Source organism: Dehalobacter sp., from assembly GCF_030063005.1.
Classification (GTDB): domain Bacteria; phylum Bacillota; class Desulfitobacteriia; order Desulfitobacteriales; family Syntrophobotulaceae; genus Dehalobacter; species Dehalobacter restrictus.
This window is the reverse complement of sequence record NZ_JAPDHR010000009.1, coordinates 15,023-38,934: the sequence shown is the minus strand read 5'-3', so window position 1 is coordinate 38,934 and position 23,912 is coordinate 15,023. Positions and strand designations below refer to the sequence as shown.

Below are 23,912 nucleotides of genomic sequence, written 5' to 3'. Positions count from 1 at the left end.
ATTCAACTATCTCTTTGCACTGCATATCAATCTACAGTACAAACTGAGCAGGCGATGAACTTGGACACAAGTTCATGGGGCTGGGCCCGATGGGCAGCAGGTGATGATAACATATACCTGTGGGACAGTAAAATGTTCTACAGGTATTTTTATATCCTTCAAGACAATAAATGGAGGCATCTGTATGACAGAACAACAAATCAGGGAACTGCAGGGACTTTCAAGTTCTGAAGCCAGACAGCTTCAGGAAAGGTTCGGGAAGAATGAGCTGGTGCCCGAAAAAAAAGAAAGCTTCCCGCGCAAGATCCTGCAGGTAATTAGTGAACCCATGTTTTTGCTGCTGCTCATTGCGGCTGTGATCTATTTTATCCTCGGAGAACCCCGGGACGGCGCCATCATGCTTGTTTTTGTTGTCGGGATTATCAGCATAGAAGTCATCCAGGAATGGAAAACCGACCAAACACTTAGGGCTTTGAAGGATTTATCCACGCCGAAGATTTCCGTACTGCGCGATGGGATGATGCAGATCATCAACAGTTCGGACCTGGTGCCCGGCGACATCATGTTTATTGCTGAAGGCGTCAAAGTGCCGGCGGATGGCACGGTTTTAAAAGCGAGTACACTATGTGTCGATGAATCCTCGCTGACCGGCGAATCGGCAGGTGTCTGGAAAGTTGTCAACGGAGATAAGGCTGCCGATGGGGAATTGTCCCCCAACAGCAAAGAATACTGGCGACGGGACTATTGCTACGCCGGGACGCTGGTTACCCAGGGCACCGGAACGATCAGGGTCGATCAAATCGGCCCGGCTACCGAATACGGAAAAATCGGGCAGGAAATAGCCGCCGCGCCTGACCGTCCGACCCCGCTGGAAAAACAAACCGGAAAACTGGTCAAGCTGTGCGCGGGAATTGCCGCAGTTTTATTCGCGCTGGTCGGAGTCGTAACCTATTTCAACCTGCCGGACCATGTTGGCAGTGAACGGGTCATCGAAAGCATTTTGTCTGGGATCACCCTGGCCATGGCCATGATCCCGGAGGAGTTTCCTGTTATTTTGACCGTGTTTCTATCGATGGGTGCCTGGCGGCTGGCCAAAAAGCAGTCACTGGTCAGAAGATTGTCGTCCGTAGAAACGCTCGGGGCTGTATCCGTTCTTTGCGTCGATAAAACAGGTACCATTACCATGAACCAAATGACGGTCCGGGATACCTGGAGTCTGAACGATGACGGCGAAAGGTTGATCCGGATTATGGGCATGGGCTGCGAGCCGGATGCCTATGACCCAATGGAGAAGGCTATGATTGCCTACTGTGAAGCGCAAGGGATAGGCAGAGAGCTCCTTTTTGGCGGAGAGTTGATCAAAGAATATGCGTTCACGGACCAGACCAAGATGATGGGACACGTCTGGCAAAATGAAAATGAGCTTGTGGTCGCAGCCAAAGGCTCGCCTGAACGTATTCTGGACGTATGCAGTCTGACGGATCAGGAGAGAAAAGTTGCCGAGCACAAAATCAGAGAAATGTCGCAGCAGGGCCTGCGGGTGATTGCTGTTGGCCAAATGGTACTGACCGGCAAAGAGGAAGTCCCGGACACCCTGCCGGAATGCCGGCTGCAGCTTTGTGGTATGGTGGGTCTTGCCGACCCGCCGCGGGAATCTGTTAAGCAGGATATTCAAATCTGCAACAAAGCCGGGGTTCGGGTCGTTATGATCACCGGAGATAACGGGATTACGGCAAGCACGATTGCCAGGCAGATTAACATGCCGAACTGCGATAAGATTATCACCGGCGATGAGCTGAATCAAATGAGCGAGGAAGAACTGCGTGAGAAAGTCAAGGATGTCAGTATCTTTTCCAGGGTAATTCCAGAACATAAAATGAGAATCGTCAAAGCTTTTAAAGATAACGGCGAGATTGTCGCCATGACCGGAGACGGCGTCAATGATGCGCCAGCCTTGAAATATGCCGATATTGGGATTGCGATGGGCAAGCGCGGTTCTGAGGTTTCTCGTGAGGCTGCCGATCTGGTCCTGCTGGATGACAACTTTTCAACCATTGTTGATACCATTAAGGATGGCCGAAGAATCTATGATAACGTCAGAAAAGCCGTGGGCTATGTTTTCACGATTCATATCCCGATCGCATTTTCCTCTTTACTTGCACCCTTCCTGGGAATCAGTCCGGCGAGTCTTTTGCTGCTGCCGCTGCACGTGGTACTGCTTGAAGTTGTCATTGACCCCACCTGTTCCATTGTGCTGGAGCGGCAGCCGGCCGAGCGGGATATCATGGATCAGCCTCCGCGCAATCCCAATGAAAAGCTGCTCACTGCAAAAATACTGACCAAAAGTGTCCTACAGGGTCTCGTGATCTTTGGGGCATCATTCGGTATCTATTTCACTATTTTAAACAACCATCCTGATCAGGCTTCTCTGGCCAGGACTATGGCACTAGCGATTATTTTGCTGGCAAACCTAGTGCTGGTTCAGGTGAATAGCTCCAATACGGATTCTGCTTTTCGGTCTTTTGTGAAACTAATCAGAGATAAGGTCATGTGGATGGTAAATGTTGGGACCATAGCAGGATTGCTTCTTATTATCTATACGCCGCTGAATCACTTATTGAAGCTCGCGCCGTTGTCCTGGAAACAGCTTATCCTGGCTGCCGCTTTGGCCGTCGTATCTGTCGGCTGGTATGAGGTTGTTAAAGGGTTTAAACGCTGGAAAAGAACATAATATTCAATGAATGCTCATCAATAGTTCATCAAACTGTCACATGGGTCATTTAATATAAAACAGAAATTGATGACAGAAGACAGGAGTGTTCATTGGCAACATGAAAAAATTCCTATTCAAACCCTACCGTTGGGCAGCCGTCTTAGCTGTTTTACTGACATTTTCTTTTGTTTTTGTTCTGCTGGACACCTTTGTAATTCCAAAGAACGTGACTGAAGTCAAGCAGCGTGAGGCTGCCGAACTGCAAAATACAGCCTCTGAGCAGCAAAGTGCAGCAGAGGATCCGTCCGAGTCTGGGTCAGAGACTGAAGCTGCAGTTACCGATCATTCTTATCAGGATAAAAATATCAAAATAACGATTGACACAGTGCAGGCGCATGACACAACCATTTATGTCGCCGATATCCGGCTCAGCAATGCGTCTTACCTGAAAACAGCGCTGGCCGAAAACAGCTTTGGGCGCAATCTCAAGGAAACAACCTCGGATATGGCCGAAGAACATCAGGCAATCTTTGCGATCAATGGCGACTACTATGGATTTAGAAATAACGGTTATGTTTTACGCAATGGTGTCTTGTACAGGGATACGGCCCGTCAGGCTGGAAACGATGAAGCCTTGGTGATTGACGGCCACGGGGATTTCTCAATTATTAATGAAAATGCGGCCAGTGCCGATTCCCTGACAAATCCCTGGCAGGTACTTTCATTTGGACCGGCCCTGATCGAAAATGGAGAAATCGTGGTAGACAGTACCAGTGAGGTATTCCAGTCCAAAAACAGCAATCCGAGGACCGCGATCGGTCAGGTCTCCGGTCTGCATTACATCGTAATTGTCTCTGACGGCCGGACGGAAGAGAGCGCAGGACTTTCCTTGCTGGAGCTTGCGCAGGAGTTTGCCGAAAGAGGATGTACGGTCGCGTATAATTTGGATGGAGGAGGCTCTTCGACCATGTACTTTAATGGAGAAATCGTCAATCATCCGACCGATGGCAGGAGTTCTCAGCAGAGAGAGGTGAGCGACATTGTCTATATCGGTAATGAATAGTACGGAAGGATCACGGCAGATCCGCAAAACAGTGATTGTCTATCTGATACTCACAGCGGTATCCATTGCTGTGGCGAATATCTATGCACAGTTCGGTCATGGGGTTCGTTCGGCGGCAATGACCCTGATGTTTCTGTATCCGCTTCTGGGCGGCGCATTGTTCTACTTTACGCTGGGGCTGATCGTTCCCCGGATCAGCGACCGGAGTAACTACCGTTTGTTCTACAATATCTATAATTCCGGCATTGCGGTATTAACCGTGGGCAGTCTGCTGAAGGGGATACTCGATATTGCCGGGACTGCATCCGGCTACGTTCAACTGTTCCAAGTGGCCGGCTGGGCCGGAGCGGCAGCAGGATTGGTGTACTTGATTGCAATGGTATTTAAAAGCAGGAAGCTATCCTAAATTTAAAAAGAAATTAATATTTTAGGTGATTTTGGGAGGAAGAAAAGCTGTGGCTGAAAGAAGAGTCAAGTTTGCATTGTTATCCATTATTTCGAATACTGCGCTGATCATATTTAAGATCATAGCAGGCATTTTGAGCGGTTCCGTCAGTATTATTTCCGAGGCGATCCACTCAAGTATGGACCTTGCCGCATCGATTGTCGCCTTTTTCTCGGTGAGACAGTCAACGAAGCCGGCAGATAAGAATCATCCCTATGGACATGGAAAGATCGAAAATATTTCGGGACTTGTCGAAGGGCTTCTGATCTTTGTTGCAGCGGCACTGATTATTATTGAAGCTATTAAGAAAATATTTGAGCCTTCGGAGATTGAACAGGCAGCTGTTGCCATCGGGGTGATGCTGGTATCGGCGCTTGTCAATCTGGTTGTATCAAAAAAATTATATCAGGTGGGCAAAGAAGAGGAATCCATGGCCCTGGAAGCAGATGCGCTCCACCTGAAAACCGATGTTTATACGTCGTTAGGCGTCGGCGTTGGAATCCTGCTGATTAAACTTACCGGACTTGCCGTGCTGGACTCCGTTATCGCGATTATCGTGGCTTTGCTGATCATCAAAGAAGCGTTTCACTTATGCAAAACAGCCTTTAACTTCCTTCTCGACTCGAAGCTCTCTGATGAAGAAGAAGCTGAGATTGAAAAGATCATTTCTGAGCACAGTCATCAATTCAGAGATTATCACAAGCTTAAAACAAGAAAATCAGGAAATATGAAACACATCGATTTTCACATTACGATCGATCACAACGTTACCGTCAAAGAAGCGCATGATATTATTGGAACCCTGAAAAAGGACATGAGTGACAAGTTGAAAAATACCCGCGTGAATATCCATCTTGACCCTTATCAAGATCAGAAAGATAAAGAGATAGACGAATAAAAATATGCGTAAAACTGCCACAAGACAGCATGATAAACCTGTTGTACAATCACAAAAAAAGATTCCTGGAAAGGATGAAGACTGATGGGACCTAAGCCCCCCAATACTCCCAATATTCCCAAGAAAAAAATAATCTCCATTGGCATGATTGCTATATTGTGCGTATCCCTTTTAACGTTAACAGCTTGCTCCTCGCAGAAGACAGCGGAATCGGACAGCGCCGGTGCCGTCCTGGACAGTACTCAGAACCGTATCTCCGTTGATTATAATAATGAAGATACATATGCGGAATGGGATGATACCAAGGCCTCGCATATTACTTTTTCAGGGGGCTCGGCGAAGACAGAGGGAAGCGGAGTAAGTGTCGTCGATAACGTTATAACCATTCTATCTGCAGGTACGTATGTTATCAGCGGTGCAATTGCCGACGCTCAGATTATCGTCTACACTGAGGACAAGAATACCGTCAGACTGATCCTGAATGGTGTCGATATGACCTGTTCAACCAGTGCACCTATTTATGTGCTGAAATCTGAGAAGACTGTCATTACCCTGGCAGACGGTACGAAAAATACGCTGAAGGACGGCTCATCCTACACTTACTCGGATCCTAAAGCAGAGGAACCGGATGCAGTGATCTTCAGTAAAAGTGACCTGACGATTAATGGCAGCGGATCATTAAATGTCAAAGCCAACTTCAAAAATGGCATAACGAGCAAAGATGAACTCAGAATCGTGAGCGGCAACATTTCCGTGGATGCTGTGAATAACGGGATCATTGGCCGTGACTTTCTTACCGTTAAAGATGGCAATATCACGGTGAACGCCGGAGATGACGGGTTCAAATCTTCTAATGATGCGGATGCTGCTAAAGGCTTTATTCTGATTGAAGCAGGAACAATTAATATTACAGCCGGTGATGACGGGATGCATTCTGATGCAACGCTGGATATTTACGCCGGAGAGGTTACGATTGCGAAATCTTATGAAGGAATTGAAAGTGCTGTGATCAATATCCATGGCGGGGATGTGAACGTGAAGTCAAGCGACGATGGTATCAACGGTGCAGGAGGTACAGATTCTTCCTCAGTGAATGGCCGGCCGGGTCAAAATGATTTTGCGTCTTCGGGTGACTGCAGTATGAGCATCAATGGTGGTACCATCGTTGTTGATTCAGGCGGTGATGGGATTGATATCAACGGATCGGTCACCATGACCGATGGAAAGGTCATTGTCAACGGACCAACGGACAACGGTAACGGTGCTCTGGATTATACCGGATCATTCACCGTAACCGGCGGGTTCCTGGTAGCGGCAGGCAGCGCAGGCATGGCAGAGGCTCCGGATACGAATTCATCCCTCTATGCTTTGAACATTAACCTGCCGTCTGATCAGCAGGCCGGTACGATCATCAGGATCGAAAATGCAGATGGTAAAGAAGTGCTTACTTTCGCGCCGACCAAAATGTTCCGGAACCTGGTCGTATGTTCATCGGAATTAACCAAAGGCACAACCTATAAGATTTATTATGGAGGAAGTTCATCAGGCACATCGGTAAACGGTCTCTATTCAGGGGGAACCTATACGCCTGGAACACGCTACGAAGAGGTTGCGATTTCCGAGAAGGTTACGCGTGTCGGTTCCTATAGCGGAGGAATGGGCGGCAGAGCCTTCAAACGATAGGAAGGTTACAGATTAGCTGATAGCGTAGATAGAATATTGAACCGAAGATCACCAGAAGCAAGAAACCTCCCGATTGCAGGGGGGTTCTTGTGTAAGCAAAGTCTATTATGAGTCAATATTGAATACAACGATCAGTAGCATTTTGAATTTCGCGGCAGCAAATATTGCGTGCGGGATAGCTGCAGGCATGACGATGGTCTGGCCTTTTTCCAGCACATAGTCCTGAGATCCGATCGTGATCCGGGCGCTGCCATCAAGGATGTAGACCATCGCATCTCCGCCAGAGGAGTGGGAGCTGATCTCTTCTCCCAGATCAAACGCAAAAAGTGTCAGACTTAAGGCTTTGCTCTGGGCCAGCGTTCTGCTGACGACCTGACCGTTCTGGTAATCTACCAAAGAAGCCATATCCAGAACTTTACCAAAATCAATGTTTTTAAGAAAATGTTTTTCCATAAGGATCACTTCCTTTCTTTATTCACATATTCTTAAGCTTTACCCTGTATCTTATATTGTATCTGAAGTATTCCTTTGTCAAATGGGCTGGAATTATGTATTATTAGGATTATAGAATTTTATCCCCTTGATGTGGCGACCTCTCAAAAGTTAAGAGAACAAATTACCCGAAAGGAAGTAAAGCATGGATTTTGATATTGTTCAAACCCTTTATATGTTACCCGGAATCATTATTGGTCTTACCTTTCATGAGTTTGCCCACGCCCAGACCGCAGTGTGGTTGGGTGATGATACGCCCAGACTGCAGGGCAGGACGTCGCTTAACCCGTTGGTTCATATTGACATTATTGGATTTCTGATGCTGGTCATCGCCCATTTTGGCTGGGCTAAGCCTGTTCAGGTTGACACCAGCAATTTTAAAAACAGAAAAAGAGATGACATTCTGGTATCCCTGGCCGGACCGGTGATGAACTTGTTGCTTGCAGTATGTTTCGTGATCCTGATATGGGCCATCAGTTATATTCCGGAAAGCATCCTCGATAGCAATACTTTAAATATTCTTCAAAGTATCTTTGTTAATGCGGTCTGGATGAATGTCGTCTTGTTTGTCTTTAACCTTCTGCCAATCCCGCCGCTCGACGGTTCCCATGTTGTCTTTGGTTTGCTCGGTTTGAAAGACAGCAGTCTGTACAGCCAAATTTATCAGATGAGTACGTTTATCTTACTGATTTTGATTATTACAAATGTGATCAATATCGTGATCGGGCCGCCGATTGAGTATGTCTATAAGTTTCTAATCAGTCCTTTGCTTTGATACAGATTGTTCTTTTTAGAGCTTTTAGGGTAGCATTTCTCAGATAATAGCGCTATAATAAACCATGTGCATGCCATTGTGGGTTTGTAGCTCAGCCGGTTAGAGCACCGTGTTCACATCGCGGGGGTCGTAGGTTCGAATCCTATCAAACCCACCATTTTAAAGTTATTCTAAATACCATAAACTTACTTGAGAGATATTAGGGATTGGGAAAGTTACCAAAATATATTTAAAATGCCTAAGACTCCGATCCATTTATACTTATAACAAAGGAGATACTTTCTAATGGATAAACTTGATATTATCCTAGAAAAATTATCATCCATTGATAATAGAATCAATTCTATTGATGATAAACTGGAAGCAATGGAAAAGAAAAACCAAACAGAACACAAAGAAATTCACCGGAAACTTGATACATTGATTTCAGCAACGGCGAAAAATACTGAGGATATTACAGAACTAAAGGCTTTATAAATAGCTCTTTAGTTTTTTTTGCCTCAAAAAACTCTGAGAGGCATAAGCGCAACTTTTGGGTTGGTAGGTCATCCCGAATATGCCGTACAGCAAAACCGGGATATATAGCGGGCATTCAGTTTGCCGGGTTATCCTTTTTAATATCTAAATTCGTTCTAATCGCGGGCGGATATTCTTGCAGCGTCTTAACCATGTTGGCCGCAATCTCCAAGGCCTTTTTCCGGTTGACTTCTTTTCGCACCGTGTCTACTCTGCTTTGGGCAACGAGTATTTTTAGTAGTTCATTATAGGCGCTGAGCATGTTGTCACGGTGCAGGGCAAATTGTTCGTCGTATTTTGCGCTTTCGGCGTAAGTTCCGGTGGTTGGCTGCACGGTCTGAGGCTGTATTTTTCTCAGCTTTCTGGATACTCTTACGATCGGGACCAGTTCCACGCTTTGTTTCTTTTCTTGAACAGCCTCCTTAAGTTCCCGTTTGCTCATATTTTCAACATCATGACAGGCCATAAATTCCTCCCGCTCTTCCGTCGGAATCCCCAGAAGGATGACCGCCTGGGAAAAACTAAGATTCGAATCCGGATTCGAATCTGGCAAGTCTCCGCCGGGGGAGGCGGGTCTAGGCCCGAATTCCTTGCAGATCCGCATCAGGTGCTCGGCTGTCCGCTGGGAATAGCTGACCTCTTCTTTCAGCCACTTTCCCCACTCCCCATAGGGAACCGCTGCCTTGGCCTCCGTCAGGCAGGTGCCGATTTGAACGCAGTTCTGGAGCATGATTTTGTCGGTCCGGCTTTTAATTAAGTTAATCTCGGCCGCGATTTGCGCCGGTGTCCGGGTAGATAATTCAACATTCATTCTGGTTTCACTCTCTTAACCGATGATATTTTACAGATAACGCTATAAAATATTCCGGTCCCCAGACAAGTGTGAGGGTTTCAGCCCCGATCTGGCGGGATTAGCGTGTTTTATCCCTCCTTTTGCCCTTGAATTAATTGATCAGTTTGTATAGTATTCCATATGTAGGGTTCCAAGCTTCCTGCGTGCCAAAAATAAAAAAGGGGCTGAAGAAAATGGATCTTAGAGAGCGGTTAATCGAAGCCTTCACCAAATTGGGATTTGACGAATACAGAGAAATTAAAGTTGATAACATTGTTTTTTCACAGGATGTATTCAATCAGTGCGCCAGAAATACCTGCGGCAATTTTGGCAAGAACCATGCTTGCCCGCCCGGAGCAGGGACGGAGGAGGAAAGGAAAGCCAGGGTCCGGAAATATGATCAGGCTTTTATTCTCTGTAAAATCATCTCGATCCTCTCCGGAGATGATATGATGGAGTCGATGGGGATTCTGGGCAATTTGAACAAAGCGCTGCGGAAAGAATTTGCTGCGGAAGATGTTCTGATTTTGGGGGCAGGTCCCTGTACATTGTGTGAGAAATGCTCGGCTCTTGACGGAGAACCCTGCCGCTTCCCGGACAAAAAGCAATATTCGATGGAAGGCAACGGGATTGATGTCGTCCGGATGTCCATGGACCAGAAGATGACGTATAACGCAGGAATGGGAAAAGTCGGCTTTTTTTCGCTTGTACTTTATAACCATTAAGGAAGATAGTTGCCCTCAATAGCAGTTAATTGTTTTTTGGGGCGTTAACAAAGTAATTATGAATTTAAAGGATACTGGGATTTCCTTTATTTTATTTGGGATGCTATAATATCCGGAGAAATATCTATCAGAGATAATGATGGAAGATGTTGCAACCATTTTCAAATTGGAAAATGCTTAAAAGGTGGTATTGAGATGTTGGAACTGATAAATGTCGGCCTGACGTTAGACGATGACAAGGGAACAGATGTAGAAATCCTTGAGAACATCAGTCTCACCCTGGATAAGAAAAAGATTTACGTCATGACAGGTCCGAACGGGGGAGGAAAATCCTCGATCGCCAAAGTGATTATGGGTATTTACCAGCCTACGGCAGGAAAAATACTTTTGGATGGTACCGATATTACCGGTATGGGAATTACGGAAAGAGCACGGCTGGGTATCGGCTATGCGTTTCAGTCACCGCCCCGTTTCAAAGGAATGAAAGTCCGCGATATTTTGAAGCTGGCTGCCGGTCCGGATAAAGAGGTGAATTCCTGTGATTTGCTTTATGATGTGGGTTTATGTGCGCAGGATTATTTGGATAGGGAAATTAATGCGAGCTTTTCGGGCGGGGAATTAAAGAGAGTTGAAATTGCCAGTATTTTGGCGCGCAACCTGAAAGTGGCTGTCTTTGATGAACCGGAAGCAGGGATTGACCTGTGGAGCTTCCAGAAGCTGACCGAGACGTTCCAAAATTTAAATAAAAAGTATGACACGACGATCGTGATTATCTCTCACCAGGAGAGGATTCTCCGTCTGGCCGACCAGGTTGTTTTAGTGTCCGACGGAAAAATCAGCGAAGTGACCACCAAGGCTAAAATTCTGGGTGAAATCGAGCTGCTGGATTCCAACTGCGAATGCAGAAACAACTGTACCATTGTAGGAGGAAAAGCACAATGTTGAATGCGATCGATAAAAAAATCTTAGCTGAAGTCGCTGATTTGCATGAAATCCCGCATGGAGCCTATAATATCCGTAAAAATGGCGAGAAAGCGGGACGAAATACGACTGCAAACATTGATATTATTACCAAGCAGGACAAGCCCGGCATTGATATCATTGTGAAACCCGGAACCAAAGGAGAAAGCGTGCATATTCCGGTTATTCTGTCTGAAGGGATGGATGACCTCGTTTACAATACATTTGAAATCGGCGCCGACTCGGACGTTCTGATTGTAGCCGGCTGCGGTATTCATAACCCGGGAAGCAAGAAAGCCCAGCATGACGGCGTTCACGAATTTTTTGTCCGCAAGGGTGCCAAGATGAAGTATGTAGAAAAACACTACGGCGAAGGCGATGGCAGCGGGGAAAGGATTTTGAATCCGAAGACGATTATTGAAGTCGAAGAGGGCGGTGTGGCTGAGCTGGAAATGGTTCAGATTAGAGGCGTCGACCAGACCAAAAGGGATACGGAAGTGCGCCTGCACAAGAACGCGCGTTTGATTGTCATGGAAAGACTGCTGACTACCACCAACCAGAATGCCGAATCCAATATTACAGTTGAGCTGACAGGAGAAGATGCTGCCGCCCAGATCATTTCGCGTTCCGTGGCGCAGGATCATTCCACCCAAGTTTTTCATTTGAATATGCGCGGCTATGCCCAATGCCGCGGACATATTCAATGTGATTCGATTATTATGGATCAAGCGAAAGTTTCTTCCATTCCGGAGATTTCGGCCTTCCATTCGGATGCGCAGCTGATCCATGAGGCGGCTATCGGCAGGATTGCAAACGATCAGCTGATCAAGCTGATGACGCTTGGTCTCACGGAAAAAGAGGCTGAAGATATGATTCTGCAAGGTTTTTTGGCCTAATATCAATGATAGGGTTATCTGATATAATATTAGGGTTAAGTAATCTATTAATAGGGCAATTTGAAGTTTTTCATTAATAGATAAATTTGATCGGAGATGGGAAAATGCGCAAACTTTCTTGCTAAACGTGAAGTTAAAAGAGCGTTCCAGAGTAAGCAGCAAGTACTGCTGGCTTTGTGACGCCCACGGATGGGCTAATGCCGCGGTGCCAAGGATGTCAAGGAGCGGTAAGCCCGCAAAGCAAGAAAGTTACAATTTTTTAAGCAATCAAAATTAAACCAACAGCATTTGGAATGTGCATTATATTGACATTTTTTCTGCACATCAACTGCGTTCAAGGATATTTTGGGGCTGCAAGAATAAACTTTCTTGCAGCCTTATTATTTTTAACAGTGAGGTGATCGTGATGGCGTTGATTAACATCGACCATTTAACGTTTTGCTATGACGGCAGTTATGACAATATCTTTGAAAATGTATCTTTTCAGATTGATACGGACTGGAAGCTTGGGTTCACAGGCCGAAACGGGCGCGGTAAAACGACCTTTTTGCAGCTGCTGTGCGGGAAATACGAGTATCGTGGGACAATTGACTCCCCCGTGTCTTTTGATTATTTTCCTTTTCAGGTTACCGATCCCAGTCAAAATGTCATTGAGGTAGTGGCGGGTATCTGTCCTGATTTTGAACATTGGGAACTTCAGAAAGAATTGTCATTGCTCGAAGTTGCAGAGGATGTCATGGAGCGGCCTTTTGCAGCCTTAAGCCAGGGGGAGCAGACCAAGGTTTTGCTTGCGGCACTGTTTATTAAACCCAACAACTTTCTTTTGATCGATGAACCGACCAACCATCTGGACATAGAGGGCAGGCGCGTTGTCGGGAAATATCTGAACAGGAAAACCGGCTTCATCCTGGTTTCGCATGACAGGGTTTTTCTGGACCGTTGTATCGACCATATCCTGACCATCAATAAAACCAATATTGAACTTCAAAAAGGTAATTTTTCAAAGTGGTGGATCAATAAAGAGAGAACGGATTCGTTTGAGACAGCGGAGAATGACAGGCTGCAGAAAGAGATCAAACAATTATCGGCAGCAGCCAGGCGGACGGCCGGCTGGTCGGATAAAATTGAGAAAACCAAGAAGGGAACACTGAACTCCGGCATCAAGCCGGATAAAGGCTATATCGGCCACCAGGCGGCAAAAATGATGAAACGGTCCAAAGTGATCGAAACTCGGCTGCAAAAGAACATCCAGACGAAAGAAAAACTTTTAAAAAATATTGAGCTGGCCGACAGCCTGAGTATGAAACCCCTTTCACACCCGAAAAATACACTCGTGGAATTGTCTGACCTGGCAATCTATTATGCGGACAGGAATGTCTGCGAGAATGTCCATTTTACCGTAGAGAGAGGAGAGCGCGTGGCCTTAAGCGGCCGCAACGGGTGCGGTAAATCCAGTGTTTTAAAGCTGCTGACTGGAGAAGAGCTGACTTACAGCGGCAAACTAAGTATCGGAAGCAATCTAAAAATCTCCTATATTTCGCAGGACACCGCTTACTTGCAGGGCAGCCTGCACAGTTTTGCCGAGCAGTACCAGATCGAGGAAAGCCGTTTTCTGACCATTCTGCACAAGCTCGATTTATCAGGCGTTCAGTTCGAAAAAGATATGCGTATGTTCAGCGCAGGGCAGAAGAAAAAGGTGCTCCTGGCCAAAAGTCTCTGCGAGCAGGCCCATCTGTATATCTGGGATGAACCACTGAACTATATTGACGTTCTGTCCCGGATGCAGATTGAGGACCTCATTGTAAGATGCCGGCCGACCTTGCTGTTTGTGGAGCATGACAGTGCGTTTGTGCAATCAGTGGCAACAAAATATATCAGGCTTTGATCGGTTGCCCTCGAACAAAATTTTCAGGGTCCTGAAGCACCGCGGATTTTCTGTTGACAAATGAGGTCTATTGGAATAGACTTACAAGTAGGGTCTATTGAGATAAACCTTCGGAGGTATCATGGAAAGCTATAAATTATTTGATGCGGAGTATAAATTTGTCAGTATCGTCTGGGAAAAGGAACCGGTGAATTCGACTGAGCTTGTAAGGCTTTCTTTGGAAAGATTGGGCTGGAAGAAGTCAACCACTTACACGGTTTTGCGAAAGCTATGTGAACGGGGCATTTTAGACAATGCTGATGCAGTAGTCACTTCACTTGTTAAAAAGGAAGAAGTGCAGAAATATGAAAGCCAATCTTTAATCGAAAAAAACTTTGAAGGTTCTCTGCCGCAGTTTTTAACAGCGTTCCTCGATCGGAAAAAGCTTACGGCCAAGGAAGCTGAAGAACTGAAACGAATTATTGAGGAGGCGATGCAATGAACAGCTTGATGACAGTATTCAGCACTGTTGTCGATATGAGCATAACAGCTTCCTATGTGGCTCTGGGTGTGATCCTGATTCGACTGCTTCTGAAAAGGGCACCGAAAATCTTCTCTTATCTGTTGTGGCTGGCGGTTTTTTTCAGACTGGTTTGTCCAGGTTCATTTACCTCAGTTTTTAGTTTCTTAAACGTTGTCAGACCCGCAATGCAGCCTGATGCTTTGTCTGAGACGCTGGTGATGGCAGGCCTTGAGAACATAAATTATGCAATAAACGGTACAATAAACGGTTCAGTTGGCAGTACGCTGCCTCTGGTCGCAGCAATGGGTGTAAGTCCGCTTCCTATGCTGATGTTGCTTGGCAGTATGGTCTGGATTGCCGGAGTTACGGTGTTGCTGATTTGGAATATTTTTTCCTATTTTAAAATTGCAGGAAAGATCAAAACGGCTACGCTGCTGGATGCTTCTTTACCGCATATTTATGAGACAGATCAAATCAGCACGCCGTTTGTTTTTGGCTTTATCAGACCCAGAATTTATTTGCCTGCAGGCATTTCGCCCCGGGGATTGCCCTATGTACTGGCGCATGAAACGGTGCATATTAAGAGACGCGATTATCTGATCAAACCGGCGGCATTTCTGATTCTGATCATCCATTGGTTTAATCCGTTGATGTGGCTCTGTTTTGCGCTGATGGTTAAGGACATGGAAATGTCCTGCGATGAAACGGTTATTAGAAACAAGGGGCAAGGGGTCAAAGCGGATTATTCCAATTCCCTGCTGGCGTTGGCAGTTCAGAAGAACAGCTTTTGGCAGGCTGCGCCTTTAGCTTTTGGTGAAAACAATATTAAAGCGAGAATCAAAAATGTGATCCATTACAGAAAGCCCGGTGTTTGGATTGGTACGGCGGCAGTTGTTGCGATTGTAGCGTTGATGATTGGATTTGTGGCCAACCCGGTCAATGACACGGCTGCAGGACAGGAAACATACGCTGGTTATGCAGTAGATAAATTACTGGCCAACAAAACACCGTATGTAGGCAATGCCGTTAAAGTTATCGCGCTAATTGACGCGATGCCTTTGCCGGAAGGGGTTGTCCGGGATAAAGTCGAGTTGCAGACGTCGACCGCGCCGTATGGTTTAACCATTCATTACCGGATCAACGACGATTCAGCGATTTCTGCGGAAGACGGAATGATCGGTGATGTGTTTGGGCGCAATGCCATCCTGTTGTTCAGCCTAGTAGATAATGTTGAAGTCATTAACATAAAATTTACCGACAGCGTGGGAAAATATGAAGGATATAGCACGACTTACTTAAGAAGCAGAATGGAGCAAATGATGCAGAGAGATGTACGTGTATATGCCGAAAGTGCCGATTTGCTGAAGGAATTGCTTACGCGTCTGGAGCATGCGTACTTCAGTCTTGGAAATGAAGGAAATACGGCGGTCAACAAAGCCAAGCAGATTGAGCTGTGCTTGGAGAAAATCATGTCATCGCCTTTACCTTCCTCCAATCCCTATGATTATATCAAAGCGCATCAGGCAGAGTACAATATCATTCTGGCCATGGATGAACAAGCACTGCCTTACCTGTTTTCCGAATTTGCGAAAGGCGGGCAGACAGGCTTAAAGGGAAGTCTGATGGAGATCCTGTGCCGAAAGATCCTTGGCAGTGAGGATATCAAATATGCCAGTACGAATCATCAGGACTGGTATGATGCCTATAAGAAACATATCCAGGAGATAACAGACAAAAATAGTTTGATCTGGGTGCAGGATCATTATCCGAAAGGTGTACTTATTTTGGGCGGAGAACAGAATTAACTTAGACTATCTGTAACGCATTTTTCGCCCTTCTTCCGGGACTCCTAAGAGGATCACCGCCTGGGAGTATGTCAAATTACGCACCAGGGCGCAATTTGAGCTGCAGGCGGAAGCCTCGGGCAGTTTGCTCCCGTACTCTCTGAAGACCTTCATCAGTCTGTCGGCCGTACGCTGAGAGTAACTGACCGACTCCTCCAGCCACTGGCCCCATTCTCCAAACATAAGCAGGGCCTTGGCTTCCGTCAGCCGCCTTCTAATCTCGACAGCGGCGGCAAGGTAGATACTCTCCGTCCAGTATTTGATCATGTTAATTTCAGCCGCGATGACATGCGGCGTGCGTCCCCTGATGATATCCGTTGTGTATTAGATACTGTATTAGTTATTGGATCAGTCATGATATCCACACTCCTTGGGGCTAACTTCACTCGTAGGATCTGTGGACAGGCTTAAAAGTGTGACAACCTCAGTCTTAACAACGGACAATCTTTCTCATCGTATATAAGGTCACCGAAAGTCGAGATACTAAAAAATCAGTAATGCTCAAACCCTTGTAATTTGATATCCTTAAGTGTTATAACAGGTACATTGTTGCCAGTAAACCTGTTGCAGTCATAACGACGGCGTATGGCAGAGCCAGTTTTACCATCTCAGCGTAAGACAGGCGAATCAGCGGTGCAAGTGCAGAAGTCAAGAGAAACAGAAACGCCGCCTGACCATTTGGTGTGGCAACGGAAGGGATATTTGTACCCATGTTGATGGCAACTGCCAGCTTGTTGTACTGCTCCAGCGCAATAGCTCCGGCTTCAAACGCTTGCTGTGTTTCAGTCATATATACCGTAGCCACAAAAACATTGTCACTGATTGCCGAAAGGACACCGTTGGCCGCAAAGAAAGCCACAAGCTGGTTCTGCCCTTCCATGTTCAGCACCCATTGAATAATCGGCGTAAACAAATGCTGGTCATGAATAACCGCAACGACGGCAAAAAATACGACCAGCAGCGCAGTAAACGGCAATGCTTCTTCAAACGCATGACCGATGCGCTTTTCTTCAGTAACCCCGTTGAAAGCAGTAAGCAGGATAATAATCATAAGACCAATAATACCTACTTCCGCCAAGTGCAGTGCCAGGGAGAAGATCAGCATAACGCCGCACAAAGCCATAACAATCAGGCGCACACGTCCGCGCATATTCCTGGCAGCATCTTTGACTTTTACATCATCTTCCATAACATTTCTCACAGATTCCGGAAGCTGGTAGCCGTACCCCCAGAACTTAGTAACTTCAAGGATAATGGTGGTCAGAAGACCAACGATCAATACCGGGATAGACACAGGGGCACATTGTATAAAGAAATCTACGAAGTCCCATTGCATAATGGAGCCAATCAACAGGTTCTGCGGTTCACCAACCAGTGTTATTGCTCCGCCCAGCGCAGTGCCCACAGCACCATGCATCATAAGATTACGCAGAAAACCACGAAACTCGTCCAGGTCCTCATGAAGTTTCTCATCAACACTATGGTCGTGATTAATGTCATACGTTTCGTATACTTTTTCGCTGGAAGCAAACTTGTGGAAGATGCTATAGAAACCATAGGCCACGGCGATAATCACTGCCGTTACGGTCAGCGCGTCCAAAAACGCGGAAAGAACCGCACCCAGTACAGCGAACAGGAATGAAAGCGCGACTTTAGAGTGTACTTTAGTAAGGAGCTTGGAAAACAGGTACACAAGACCTTCTTTCATAAAATAGATCCCGGCAACCATGAACATCAGAAGAAGAATAACCGGCAGGTTCATTTCAACCTCGTGATAGACCATATGAGGGTTAGTAAGTCCGAGCACAACGGCTTCGATCGCCAGAAGCCCACCGGCAGGAAGCGGATAACATTTTAACGCCATTGCCAGGGTAAAAATAAATTCGACAATCAACACCCACCCGGTAACGTACATACCGGCGGTAACCATCAAAATAGGGTTCAACACCAGAAAAGCAAGAATTGTTCTTTTGTACCAGTCCGGAGCATGACCCAGAAAATTTGCTCTGAATGCTTGTCCGATGCCCATTTGTTTCATATGTACTATCCTCCCAAGTGAAAATTAAAGATATAAAAAAGAGAGTACTCCAAAACGGAACTACTCCCCCCCAAGAAGTTCATATTACTTGCAGCCTGGCAATCATAGCAACTTACAAGCAACCTTAGACCCATAGCTTTAGCGTCCTTCACTTTCACGAAGTTTGCATCAACCTGTACAACTATATATTGTTATTTTTGCTTAAGCTTTTATATTATAACAGAAAATTATTCTTTTGAATACCCTGAATATATCCACTTTATGCTGAAGTGTCCAGGTATTTATCTTAAGTATTTTGTTTTTTAATATAATCCTTTAGCAAATCAGGCTATCTCTCAAAAATCTTCTTCCCCTTGACTTACAAAATAGTATTTTACTATTTTAAAGTTTTTACCCAAATATTCATATCTTCAAAACCGCCGCAAATATGGCAGTTGTTGATTAGTCTACCCCGATACATATACCCCAGCTTGCTTAAAGACCTGTTGATTCCAAGATTGTTAGCTCTTGAAAGGCTATATGCTGTAGCAAAGCCATTGCGTTTCAAGTGTGTTTCCAGTTGGAATATCAATTCGCTTAATATGTTTCTGCCTCTATACTTTGGATAAGTGGCGCAATCAGTTATTTCAGCGTTCATGTGTTGTTTGTCAAGATCCGCCGAAGCAATACTGATAATTTTTCCTTCTTCTTCCGCTACCATATACAAAATATGATCCTGCATGACTTTTTGAAGATACTCTCTGCTGAAAATAGGAGTTGGATAGGTTTCAAATGCCGTTTGAAAAAGCTGAATTATCTGGGGAATATCGTCCGGCACGGCCTGCCTTATCGTATAGTTTTTATTCTTAGTCAGCTCGAATTTATTGGTATTCTTAACGCAATAATCGATAATTCTGTTTTCTTTCTCCTCATAGAGTGAATTTTTGCGCTTCGTATCAAGAAAAAGGGACATACAAGTTGCATCCTCTCCCTGAAAAAAACCGTCGATAACCCCCTCTGCTACAAACCCACATTCCTCAAAGAGACTAAGATCTTGTTTATAACAATTCGCAATAATCTTACCCAGATTTTCTTTTTTGGAATAATCAATAATCTCTTTGATTATCAACTCAGACAAAAGAGAATGACTCAATATTTTAAGCCTTTTATTGCGATAATCCACGTACATGTCCACACCCGAAAAGTTTGTATATAAATTTTTACATTCGTCTTGATCTATATTCATGGAAGTCCTCCCTCTTGTTGAGTCTTACGTTTGTACTTGGAATCAAGCACACTTGTTCATCTCTGTATAACTTTTCTAATCCCCGGTATTCTTTATTCTTGAATTTACTGCACGTGCCGCATTTTCGGCACTGGTGCGTTTTATCCCGAGGCTCGCTATACGTGCAAATTACACCTTCATAATTTCTAAGAATGACCTTTTCAGGGGAATATGAAATCAAGTATTGTGGATTGACTGGGATCTTCCCCCCGCCTCCAGGCGCATCCACAACAAACTGTGGAATAGCTAGACCCGAGGTATGTCCACGCAGCATTTCTATGATTTCAATCCCTACAGAAACCGGAGTTCTGAAATGCTCTATTCCTTCTGAAAGGTCGCACTGATAAAGGTAATATGGTCTAATTCTGGAGCTTACCAGTTTCTGAACCAAATCACGCATTATATAGGGGCAATCGTTAATGTCTTTTAAAAGTACAGATTGGTTGCCAAGAGGAATTCCGGCATCTGCCAATTTCTCACATGCCATGCGAGCCTCAACTGTCAATTCCTTGGGGTGGTTAAAGTGAGTATTCAGCCAAATTGGATGATATTTTTTCAGCATTTTGCAGAGCGTATCGGTAATTCTCTGAGGCATGACAACTGGTGTTCTTGTGCCTATCCGTATTATTTCCACATGTTTGATTTCTCGTATTGATCTTATGATTGCTTCCAGCCTTTCATCAGAGAGGCATAAGGCGTCCCCTCCTGACAAAAGTACATCTCTGACTTCTTTATGCGCTCTGATATAATTAATCGCCCGTTTGATATTGTCCTGGGAAAGAGCCCTATCCTCATGCCCGGCAAATCGTCTTCTTGTACAGTGGCGACAATACATTGAACACTGATCAGTAATAAGCAAAAGTACCCTGTCCGGATATCTGTGAGTAAGACCCGGGACTGGCGAGTCGACTGTTTCATGCAGCGGATCACAACTGTCGAACTTGGATATTTTAGTTTCATGAACCGTCGGTATTGCTTGCCGCCGTATAGGGCAATGCGCATCATTAGGATTCATGAGCATCGCATAATAGGGTGTTATTGCCATACGTAATTTTTTAAGACTTACTTCTACTCCCTGGCGCTCATCCTGGGTAAGATTGACCACCTGTACCAACTGATCTATTCCGGTGATTCGATTGGCAATCTGCCATTGCCAATCCTGCCATTGTTCTGTCGTTATATCTTTCCATAAAGGTATATCCCTGTAATCTCTCGGCATTTCATTATGCTCCTCTCCAATCTTTATTCAGCCTGTTCCTCCTTTAATCTCTCCTAAATGTTTGCCTCTTTTATGGCTGTGGGCGACTGCATATTGCCGCTACGATTCTGATATCATCTTCTTGTAATAATACTCCGGCAATTTCCTTACCTGTTCTGCCAAGACCCGAAATACATACAGAAATCATAGCAATCCTTCCTTTTTGATAATTGTTTTTTCTTCAATAAAAAATGCTGCAGAGAGGTCCCTGCAGCATATGCCTAAAAAATTTATACCCTAACTAAAGGTGTCATCAAGCATATTAATCACCTTCTCTTCCAACGCTTACGAGATTAGCTGACGGATTCGGGTCGAAAGAGCCTAACCCTACCAAAGCACCTGCTATGGATTCACCCCTATTTGTTTGGGTCTCCCGTTCCATACGGATTCAGCGTTTAAAATAAATTCAGTTTTGTTCTTTGATAAAAACATAAGGTGAAAAGCTAACACATTAAGTAGCCTCCCACCCCAGAGCCTTGTTTCTCTTGAAAATGGCAAGTGCCATTCCAACCGAAAGCAAACGTATTATGTTTTGCATATCCTATTTACTGAATCCAGCCAAAATATTAGCTGATAAATATAGAATAACAAAAGATTAATTTAATGTCAATTTAAAATGTATTTTTTTGGCAATGTTTCCTAACCATGTGAACTACAGTTTCTTGTTCACAGAAACACCTCCTGAAAATAATTGCTGCAACGATATCAACGATATGAAGAATTGTAACAAAAATCCTGAGATTAATAAAGGAAATGACTTTTTTTCGGCGAACTTTAATACATAAAATCGGCCATAGATTCTGCTCTATGGTTATTTTTCTATAATCCCGGCGGATGGGAGATTGATTGGATATGATTGCCAAAGCCAAAGAAGCCCTGCTCAAATATTACGGTTACCGGGAATTCAGAGGAGGGCAGGAGCAAGTGATAGAGAGCCTGCTTCAAAGGCAGGATACGTTAGCCATTATGCCTACGGGGGCAGGTAAGTCGATTGCGTACCAAATTCCGGCGGTTTTATTGGAAGGGGTGACGCTGGTCATTTCCCCCTTAATCTCCCTTATGAAAGATCAGGTAGACAGTCTCGGTCAAACGGGTATTCAGGCGACATTGATCAATAGTTCTATTTCTCTGAAAGAAACCTGGTCGCGCATTGACCGGATGCAGCGGGGCGAGTATAAGCTGGTCTATCTGGCGCCGGAGCGCCTGGAATCCGAGGAGTTTCTTGCCAGTCTGAAGGGGTTGCCAATCCATTTTGTCGCTGTGGATGAAGCGCATTGCGTTTCTCAGTGGGGCCACGACTTTCGTCCGAGCTATTTGCGGATCAGCAAGTTTCTGCAATCCCTGCCCGCAAGGCCGTTGGTCGGAGCTTTCACAGCTACGGCCACCGAGGAAGTCAGACAGGATATCATCCGCTTGCTGGGTCTCAAGGAACCGAATTGCTTTGTCATGGGATTTGACAGGCCGAACCTAAAGTTTTCCGTCCTGCGTGGTGAAAACAAAAAGGTTTTTATCCAGGACCATCTGAAAAATAACCGTAATGATTCGGGAATTATCTATGCCGCAACGCGTAAAGATGTCGATAAACTCTATAAATTACTGAAAGGACAGGGATTCTCAGTCGGTTGTTACCATGCCGGTTTGCCCGATCAGGAACGAAAGCGCAATCAGGAAAAGTTTATCTATGACGAGATTGCTGTGATGGTGGCGACAAACGCTTTCGGTATGGGAATCGATAAATCCAATGTCCGGTTTGTGATTCATTACAACATGCCCAAGAACATTGAAGCCTATTATCAGGAAGCTGGAAGGGCGGGCCGTGACGGAGAGCCGGCAGAATGTTTTCTGCTTTTTAGCCCCCAGGATGTGCAGATTCAAAAAATGATGATTGAAGAAACCATATTCCAGGAACAGCGTGTGGCCAATGAATATAAAAAACTGCAGGCCATGGTCGATTACTGTCATACATCGAGATGTTTAAGACAGACCATTCTGGAGTATTTTGGAGAAACAGAAAGTCCGGATAAATGCCGGCACTGCAGCAACTGCGACGACGACAGGAAAAAAGTCGATGTAACCCTGGACGCCCAAAAAATCCTTTCCTGTGTTTACCGGATGAAGGAACGCTTTGGTTCAGCATTGGTTGCTGAAGTACTTAAAGGCTCCCAGAATAAAAAGGTCCTTCAGTTTGGGTTGGACAGGTTATCTACCCATGGGATCATGAAGGACACACCGCTGCAGGAGATTAAGGACAGGATCAGTTTCCTGGCAGCCGAAGGCTATCTTGTGGTGGCAGGCGGTCAATATCCGGTTCTGAAGCTTGCTCCCAAAGCGGCGGCTGTGCTTAAGGGCCAGGAAAAAGTGTTTCAGATTCAGGTGCAGCGGGAAGAAGTATCGCTCACCGCCGCTGAACAAATATTTGAAAGACTGCGGGCTTTGCGCAGACAGATTGCCCAGCAGGAGGGATTGCCTCCGTACATGATTTTTCCGGACAGCACGCTCAGGGAAATGGCTCAAAGCTGTCCGCAGGACAGGAATGCGCTGATCCGGGTAAATGGCGTTGGCGAAAGAAAACTGCAGAAATACGGGGATCTATTTTTAGCCGAGATCAAGGAGGCCCTGCAAGGATATGAAAATATTGGTTGACGCGGATGCCTGTCCGGTGAAGGAGCTCATTGTGAGCTGCGCGAAACAATTTGAACTTCCGGTCATCATGATCGTCGATACTTCCCATGAACTGAAGGACGACTACAGTATGGTGATCACCGTGGACCAGGATCGGGACAGTGTAGATTTCGCGCTGATGAAGCGGTTGGACAGGGAAGATATTGTTGTCACGCAGGATCATGGACTGGCGGCGCTTGTTCTGGGGAAAGGCGCCAGGGCAATCAATCAAAATGGACTTGTTTATACGGACAGCAATATTGAACGGCTCCTTTTTGAACGTCACGTCGGACAAAAGGTACGGCGTGGGGGAGGAAGAACCACCAATGTTAAGAAAAGAACCAAAGAAAACAATGAATGGTTCAGGACGGCCTTTATTAGGCTGATTGAAGAAACCAAAGACCGTACGTTTGAATAATAAATACACTGTTTTAGTTGGATAATTCTCAGAGGAACGGAGAA

The 23,912-nt window shown here is 45.3% G+C and carries 21 protein-coding genes, 1 tRNA gene, 3 riboswitches and 1 other annotated feature; of the genes, 16 read left to right on the top strand and 6 right to left on the bottom strand.

The features are described from left to right. Positions 1–33 precede the first annotated feature (33 nt). A riboswitch (NiCo riboswitch) is annotated at positions 34–130 on the top strand. Positions 131–184: 54 nt separating this feature from the next. From OKX56_RS02625 to OKX56_RS02605, 5 genes are all read left to right on the top strand, one after another. Next, on the top strand, positions 185–2,731 hold the full coding sequence (locus tag OKX56_RS02625; protein WP_287895564.1) for a cation-translocating P-type ATPase: 2,547 nt from the start codon (positions 185–187) through the stop codon (positions 2,729–2,731). Between the two features lie 100 nt (positions 2,732–2,831). Beyond that, positions 2,832–3,776: a phosphodiester glycosidase family protein gene (locus tag OKX56_RS02620; protein WP_287895563.1), complete on the top strand. Its 945-nt coding sequence runs from the start codon at positions 2,832–2,834 to the stop codon at positions 3,774–3,776. Then, positions 3,754–4,182: a hypothetical protein gene (locus OKX56_RS02615; RefSeq protein WP_287895562.1), complete on the top strand. Its 429-nt coding sequence runs from the start codon at positions 3,754–3,756 to the stop codon at positions 4,180–4,182. The genes OKX56_RS02620 and OKX56_RS02615 overlap by 23 nt, the downstream gene beginning before the upstream one ends. A 49-nt stretch (positions 4,183–4,231) precedes the next feature. Further along, the gene (locus OKX56_RS02610) at positions 4,232–5,119 is read left to right on the top strand and encodes a cation diffusion facilitator family transporter (RefSeq protein ID WP_287895561.1); all 888 of its coding nucleotides are present in this window, start codon (positions 4,232–4,234) and stop codon (positions 5,117–5,119) included. A gap of 84 nt (positions 5,120–5,203) precedes the next feature. Further along, a complete protein-coding gene (locus tag OKX56_RS02605) occupies positions 5,204–6,802 on the top strand; it encodes a carbohydrate-binding domain-containing protein (protein ID WP_287895560.1) in 1,599 nt (532 codons plus the stop codon). A gap of 105 nt (positions 6,803–6,907) precedes the next feature. Here OKX56_RS02605 and OKX56_RS02600 read toward each other — a convergent pair whose 3' ends face one another. Further along, positions 6,908–7,255, bottom strand: a complete 348-nt coding sequence (locus tag OKX56_RS02600) for a cupin domain-containing protein (RefSeq protein ID WP_019225479.1) — start codon at positions 7,253–7,255, stop codon at positions 6,908–6,910. Positions 7,256–7,439: 184 nt separating this feature from the next. On the opposite strand from OKX56_RS02600, the gene OKX56_RS02595 reads away from it, so the two are divergent. The 3 genes from OKX56_RS02595 to OKX56_RS02585 all read left to right on the top strand — a co-directional run bounded on the left by OKX56_RS02595 (position 7,440) and on the right by OKX56_RS02585 (position 8,546). Beyond that, on the top strand, positions 7,440–8,069 hold the full coding sequence (locus tag OKX56_RS02595; protein WP_019225480.1) for a site-2 protease family protein: 630 nt from the start codon (positions 7,440–7,442) through the stop codon (positions 8,067–8,069). 80 nt (positions 8,070–8,149) lie between these two features. Further along, positions 8,150–8,226 (top strand) — tRNA-Val (locus tag OKX56_RS02590). A 128-nt stretch (positions 8,227–8,354) separates the two neighbouring features. Next, positions 8,355–8,546: a hypothetical protein gene (locus OKX56_RS02585; protein WP_019225481.1), complete on the top strand. Its 192-nt coding sequence runs from the start codon at positions 8,355–8,357 to the stop codon at positions 8,544–8,546. 115 nt (positions 8,547–8,661) lie between these two features. Here OKX56_RS02585 and OKX56_RS02580 read toward each other — a convergent pair whose 3' ends face one another. Then, complete coding sequence (locus OKX56_RS02580) at positions 8,662–9,396, bottom strand: DUF3102 domain-containing protein (RefSeq protein ID WP_019225482.1); 735 nt, start codon at positions 9,394–9,396, stop codon at positions 8,662–8,664. Positions 9,397–9,611: 215 nt separating this feature from the next. On the opposite strand from OKX56_RS02580, the gene OKX56_RS02575 reads away from it, so the two are divergent. From OKX56_RS02575 to OKX56_RS02550, 6 genes are all read left to right on the top strand, one after another. After that, positions 9,612–10,142 (top strand): DUF2284 domain-containing protein, encoded by a 531-nt coding sequence (locus tag OKX56_RS02575; RefSeq protein WP_019225483.1) that lies wholly within the window; start codon positions 9,612–9,614, stop codon positions 10,140–10,142. 195 nt (positions 10,143–10,337) lie between these two features. Continuing rightward, positions 10,338–11,087, top strand: a complete 750-nt coding sequence (locus OKX56_RS02570) for an ABC transporter ATP-binding protein (protein WP_019225484.1) — start codon at positions 10,338–10,340, stop codon at positions 11,085–11,087. Beyond that, entirely contained in the window at positions 11,081–11,998 is a 918-nt protein-coding gene (locus tag OKX56_RS02565) for a SufB/SufD family protein (protein ID WP_019225485.1), read from the top strand. The genes OKX56_RS02570 and OKX56_RS02565 overlap by 7 nt, the downstream gene beginning before the upstream one ends. A gap of 406 nt (positions 11,999–12,404) precedes the next feature. Then, positions 12,405–13,883, top strand: a complete 1,479-nt coding sequence (gene abc-f, locus OKX56_RS02560) for a ribosomal protection-like ABC-F family protein (protein ID WP_025205355.1) — start codon at positions 12,405–12,407, stop codon at positions 13,881–13,883. Between the two features lie 121 nt (positions 13,884–14,004). After that, on the top strand, positions 14,005–14,364 hold the full coding sequence (locus tag OKX56_RS02555; RefSeq protein ID WP_019225486.1) for a BlaI/MecI/CopY family transcriptional regulator: 360 nt from the start codon (positions 14,005–14,007) through the stop codon (positions 14,362–14,364). Further along, complete coding sequence (locus OKX56_RS02550; RefSeq protein ID WP_019225487.1) at positions 14,361–16,190, top strand: M56 family metallopeptidase; 1,830 nt, start codon at positions 14,361–14,363, stop codon at positions 16,188–16,190. Before OKX56_RS02555 ends, OKX56_RS02550 begins: the two co-directional genes overlap by 4 nt. 6 nt (positions 16,191–16,196) lie before the next feature. Here OKX56_RS02550 and OKX56_RS02545 read toward each other — a convergent pair whose 3' ends face one another. The 4 genes from OKX56_RS02545 to kamA form a co-directional block, all read right to left on the bottom strand. After that, the gene (locus tag OKX56_RS02545) at positions 16,197–16,496 is read right to left on the bottom strand and encodes a DUF3102 domain-containing protein (protein WP_019225488.1); all 300 of its coding nucleotides are present in this window, start codon (positions 16,494–16,496) and stop codon (positions 16,197–16,199) included. Between the two features lie 265 nt (positions 16,497–16,761). After that, complete coding sequence (nhaB, locus tag OKX56_RS02540; RefSeq protein WP_019225489.1) at positions 16,762–18,267, bottom strand: sodium/proton antiporter NhaB; 1,506 nt, start codon at positions 18,265–18,267, stop codon at positions 16,762–16,764. Between the two features lie 86 nt (positions 18,268–18,353). Continuing rightward, positions 18,354–18,445: riboswitch (cyclic di-GMP riboswitch) on the bottom strand. 198 nt (positions 18,446–18,643) lie between these two features. Continuing rightward, complete coding sequence (gene ablB, locus OKX56_RS02535; protein ID WP_019225490.1) at positions 18,644–19,492, bottom strand: putative beta-lysine N-acetyltransferase; 849 nt, start codon at positions 19,490–19,492, stop codon at positions 18,644–18,646. Then, on the bottom strand, positions 19,467–20,750 hold the full coding sequence (kamA, locus tag OKX56_RS02530; RefSeq protein ID WP_019225491.1) for a lysine 2,3-aminomutase: 1,284 nt from the start codon (positions 20,748–20,750) through the stop codon (positions 19,467–19,469). Before kamA ends, ablB begins: the two co-directional genes overlap by 26 nt. Before the next feature lie 305 nt (positions 20,751–21,055). Next, positions 21,056–21,193: riboswitch (cyclic di-AMP (ydaO/yuaA leader) on the bottom strand. Between the two features lie 53 nt (positions 21,194–21,246). Then, positions 21,247–21,301 (bottom strand) — a sequence feature (sodium ion sensor (DUF1646 type); this cis-regulatory element may regulate processes involved in with the transportation of sodium ions). Between the two features lie 340 nt (positions 21,302–21,641). Between kamA and recQ the strand changes: the two genes are divergently transcribed. Both recQ and OKX56_RS02520 read left to right on the top strand, forming a co-directional pair. Then, on the top strand, positions 21,642–23,432 hold the full coding sequence (gene recQ / locus OKX56_RS02525) for a DNA helicase RecQ (RefSeq protein WP_019225493.1): 1,791 nt from the start codon (positions 21,642–21,644) through the stop codon (positions 23,430–23,432). Then, positions 23,416–23,868 carry a YaiI/YqxD family protein gene (locus OKX56_RS02520; RefSeq protein ID WP_019225494.1) on the top strand — a complete coding sequence of 151 codons (453 nt, stop codon included), beginning with the start codon at positions 23,416–23,418 and terminating at the stop codon, positions 23,866–23,868. The genes recQ and OKX56_RS02520 overlap by 17 nt, the downstream gene beginning before the upstream one ends. Positions 23,869–23,912 lie beyond the last annotated feature (44 nt).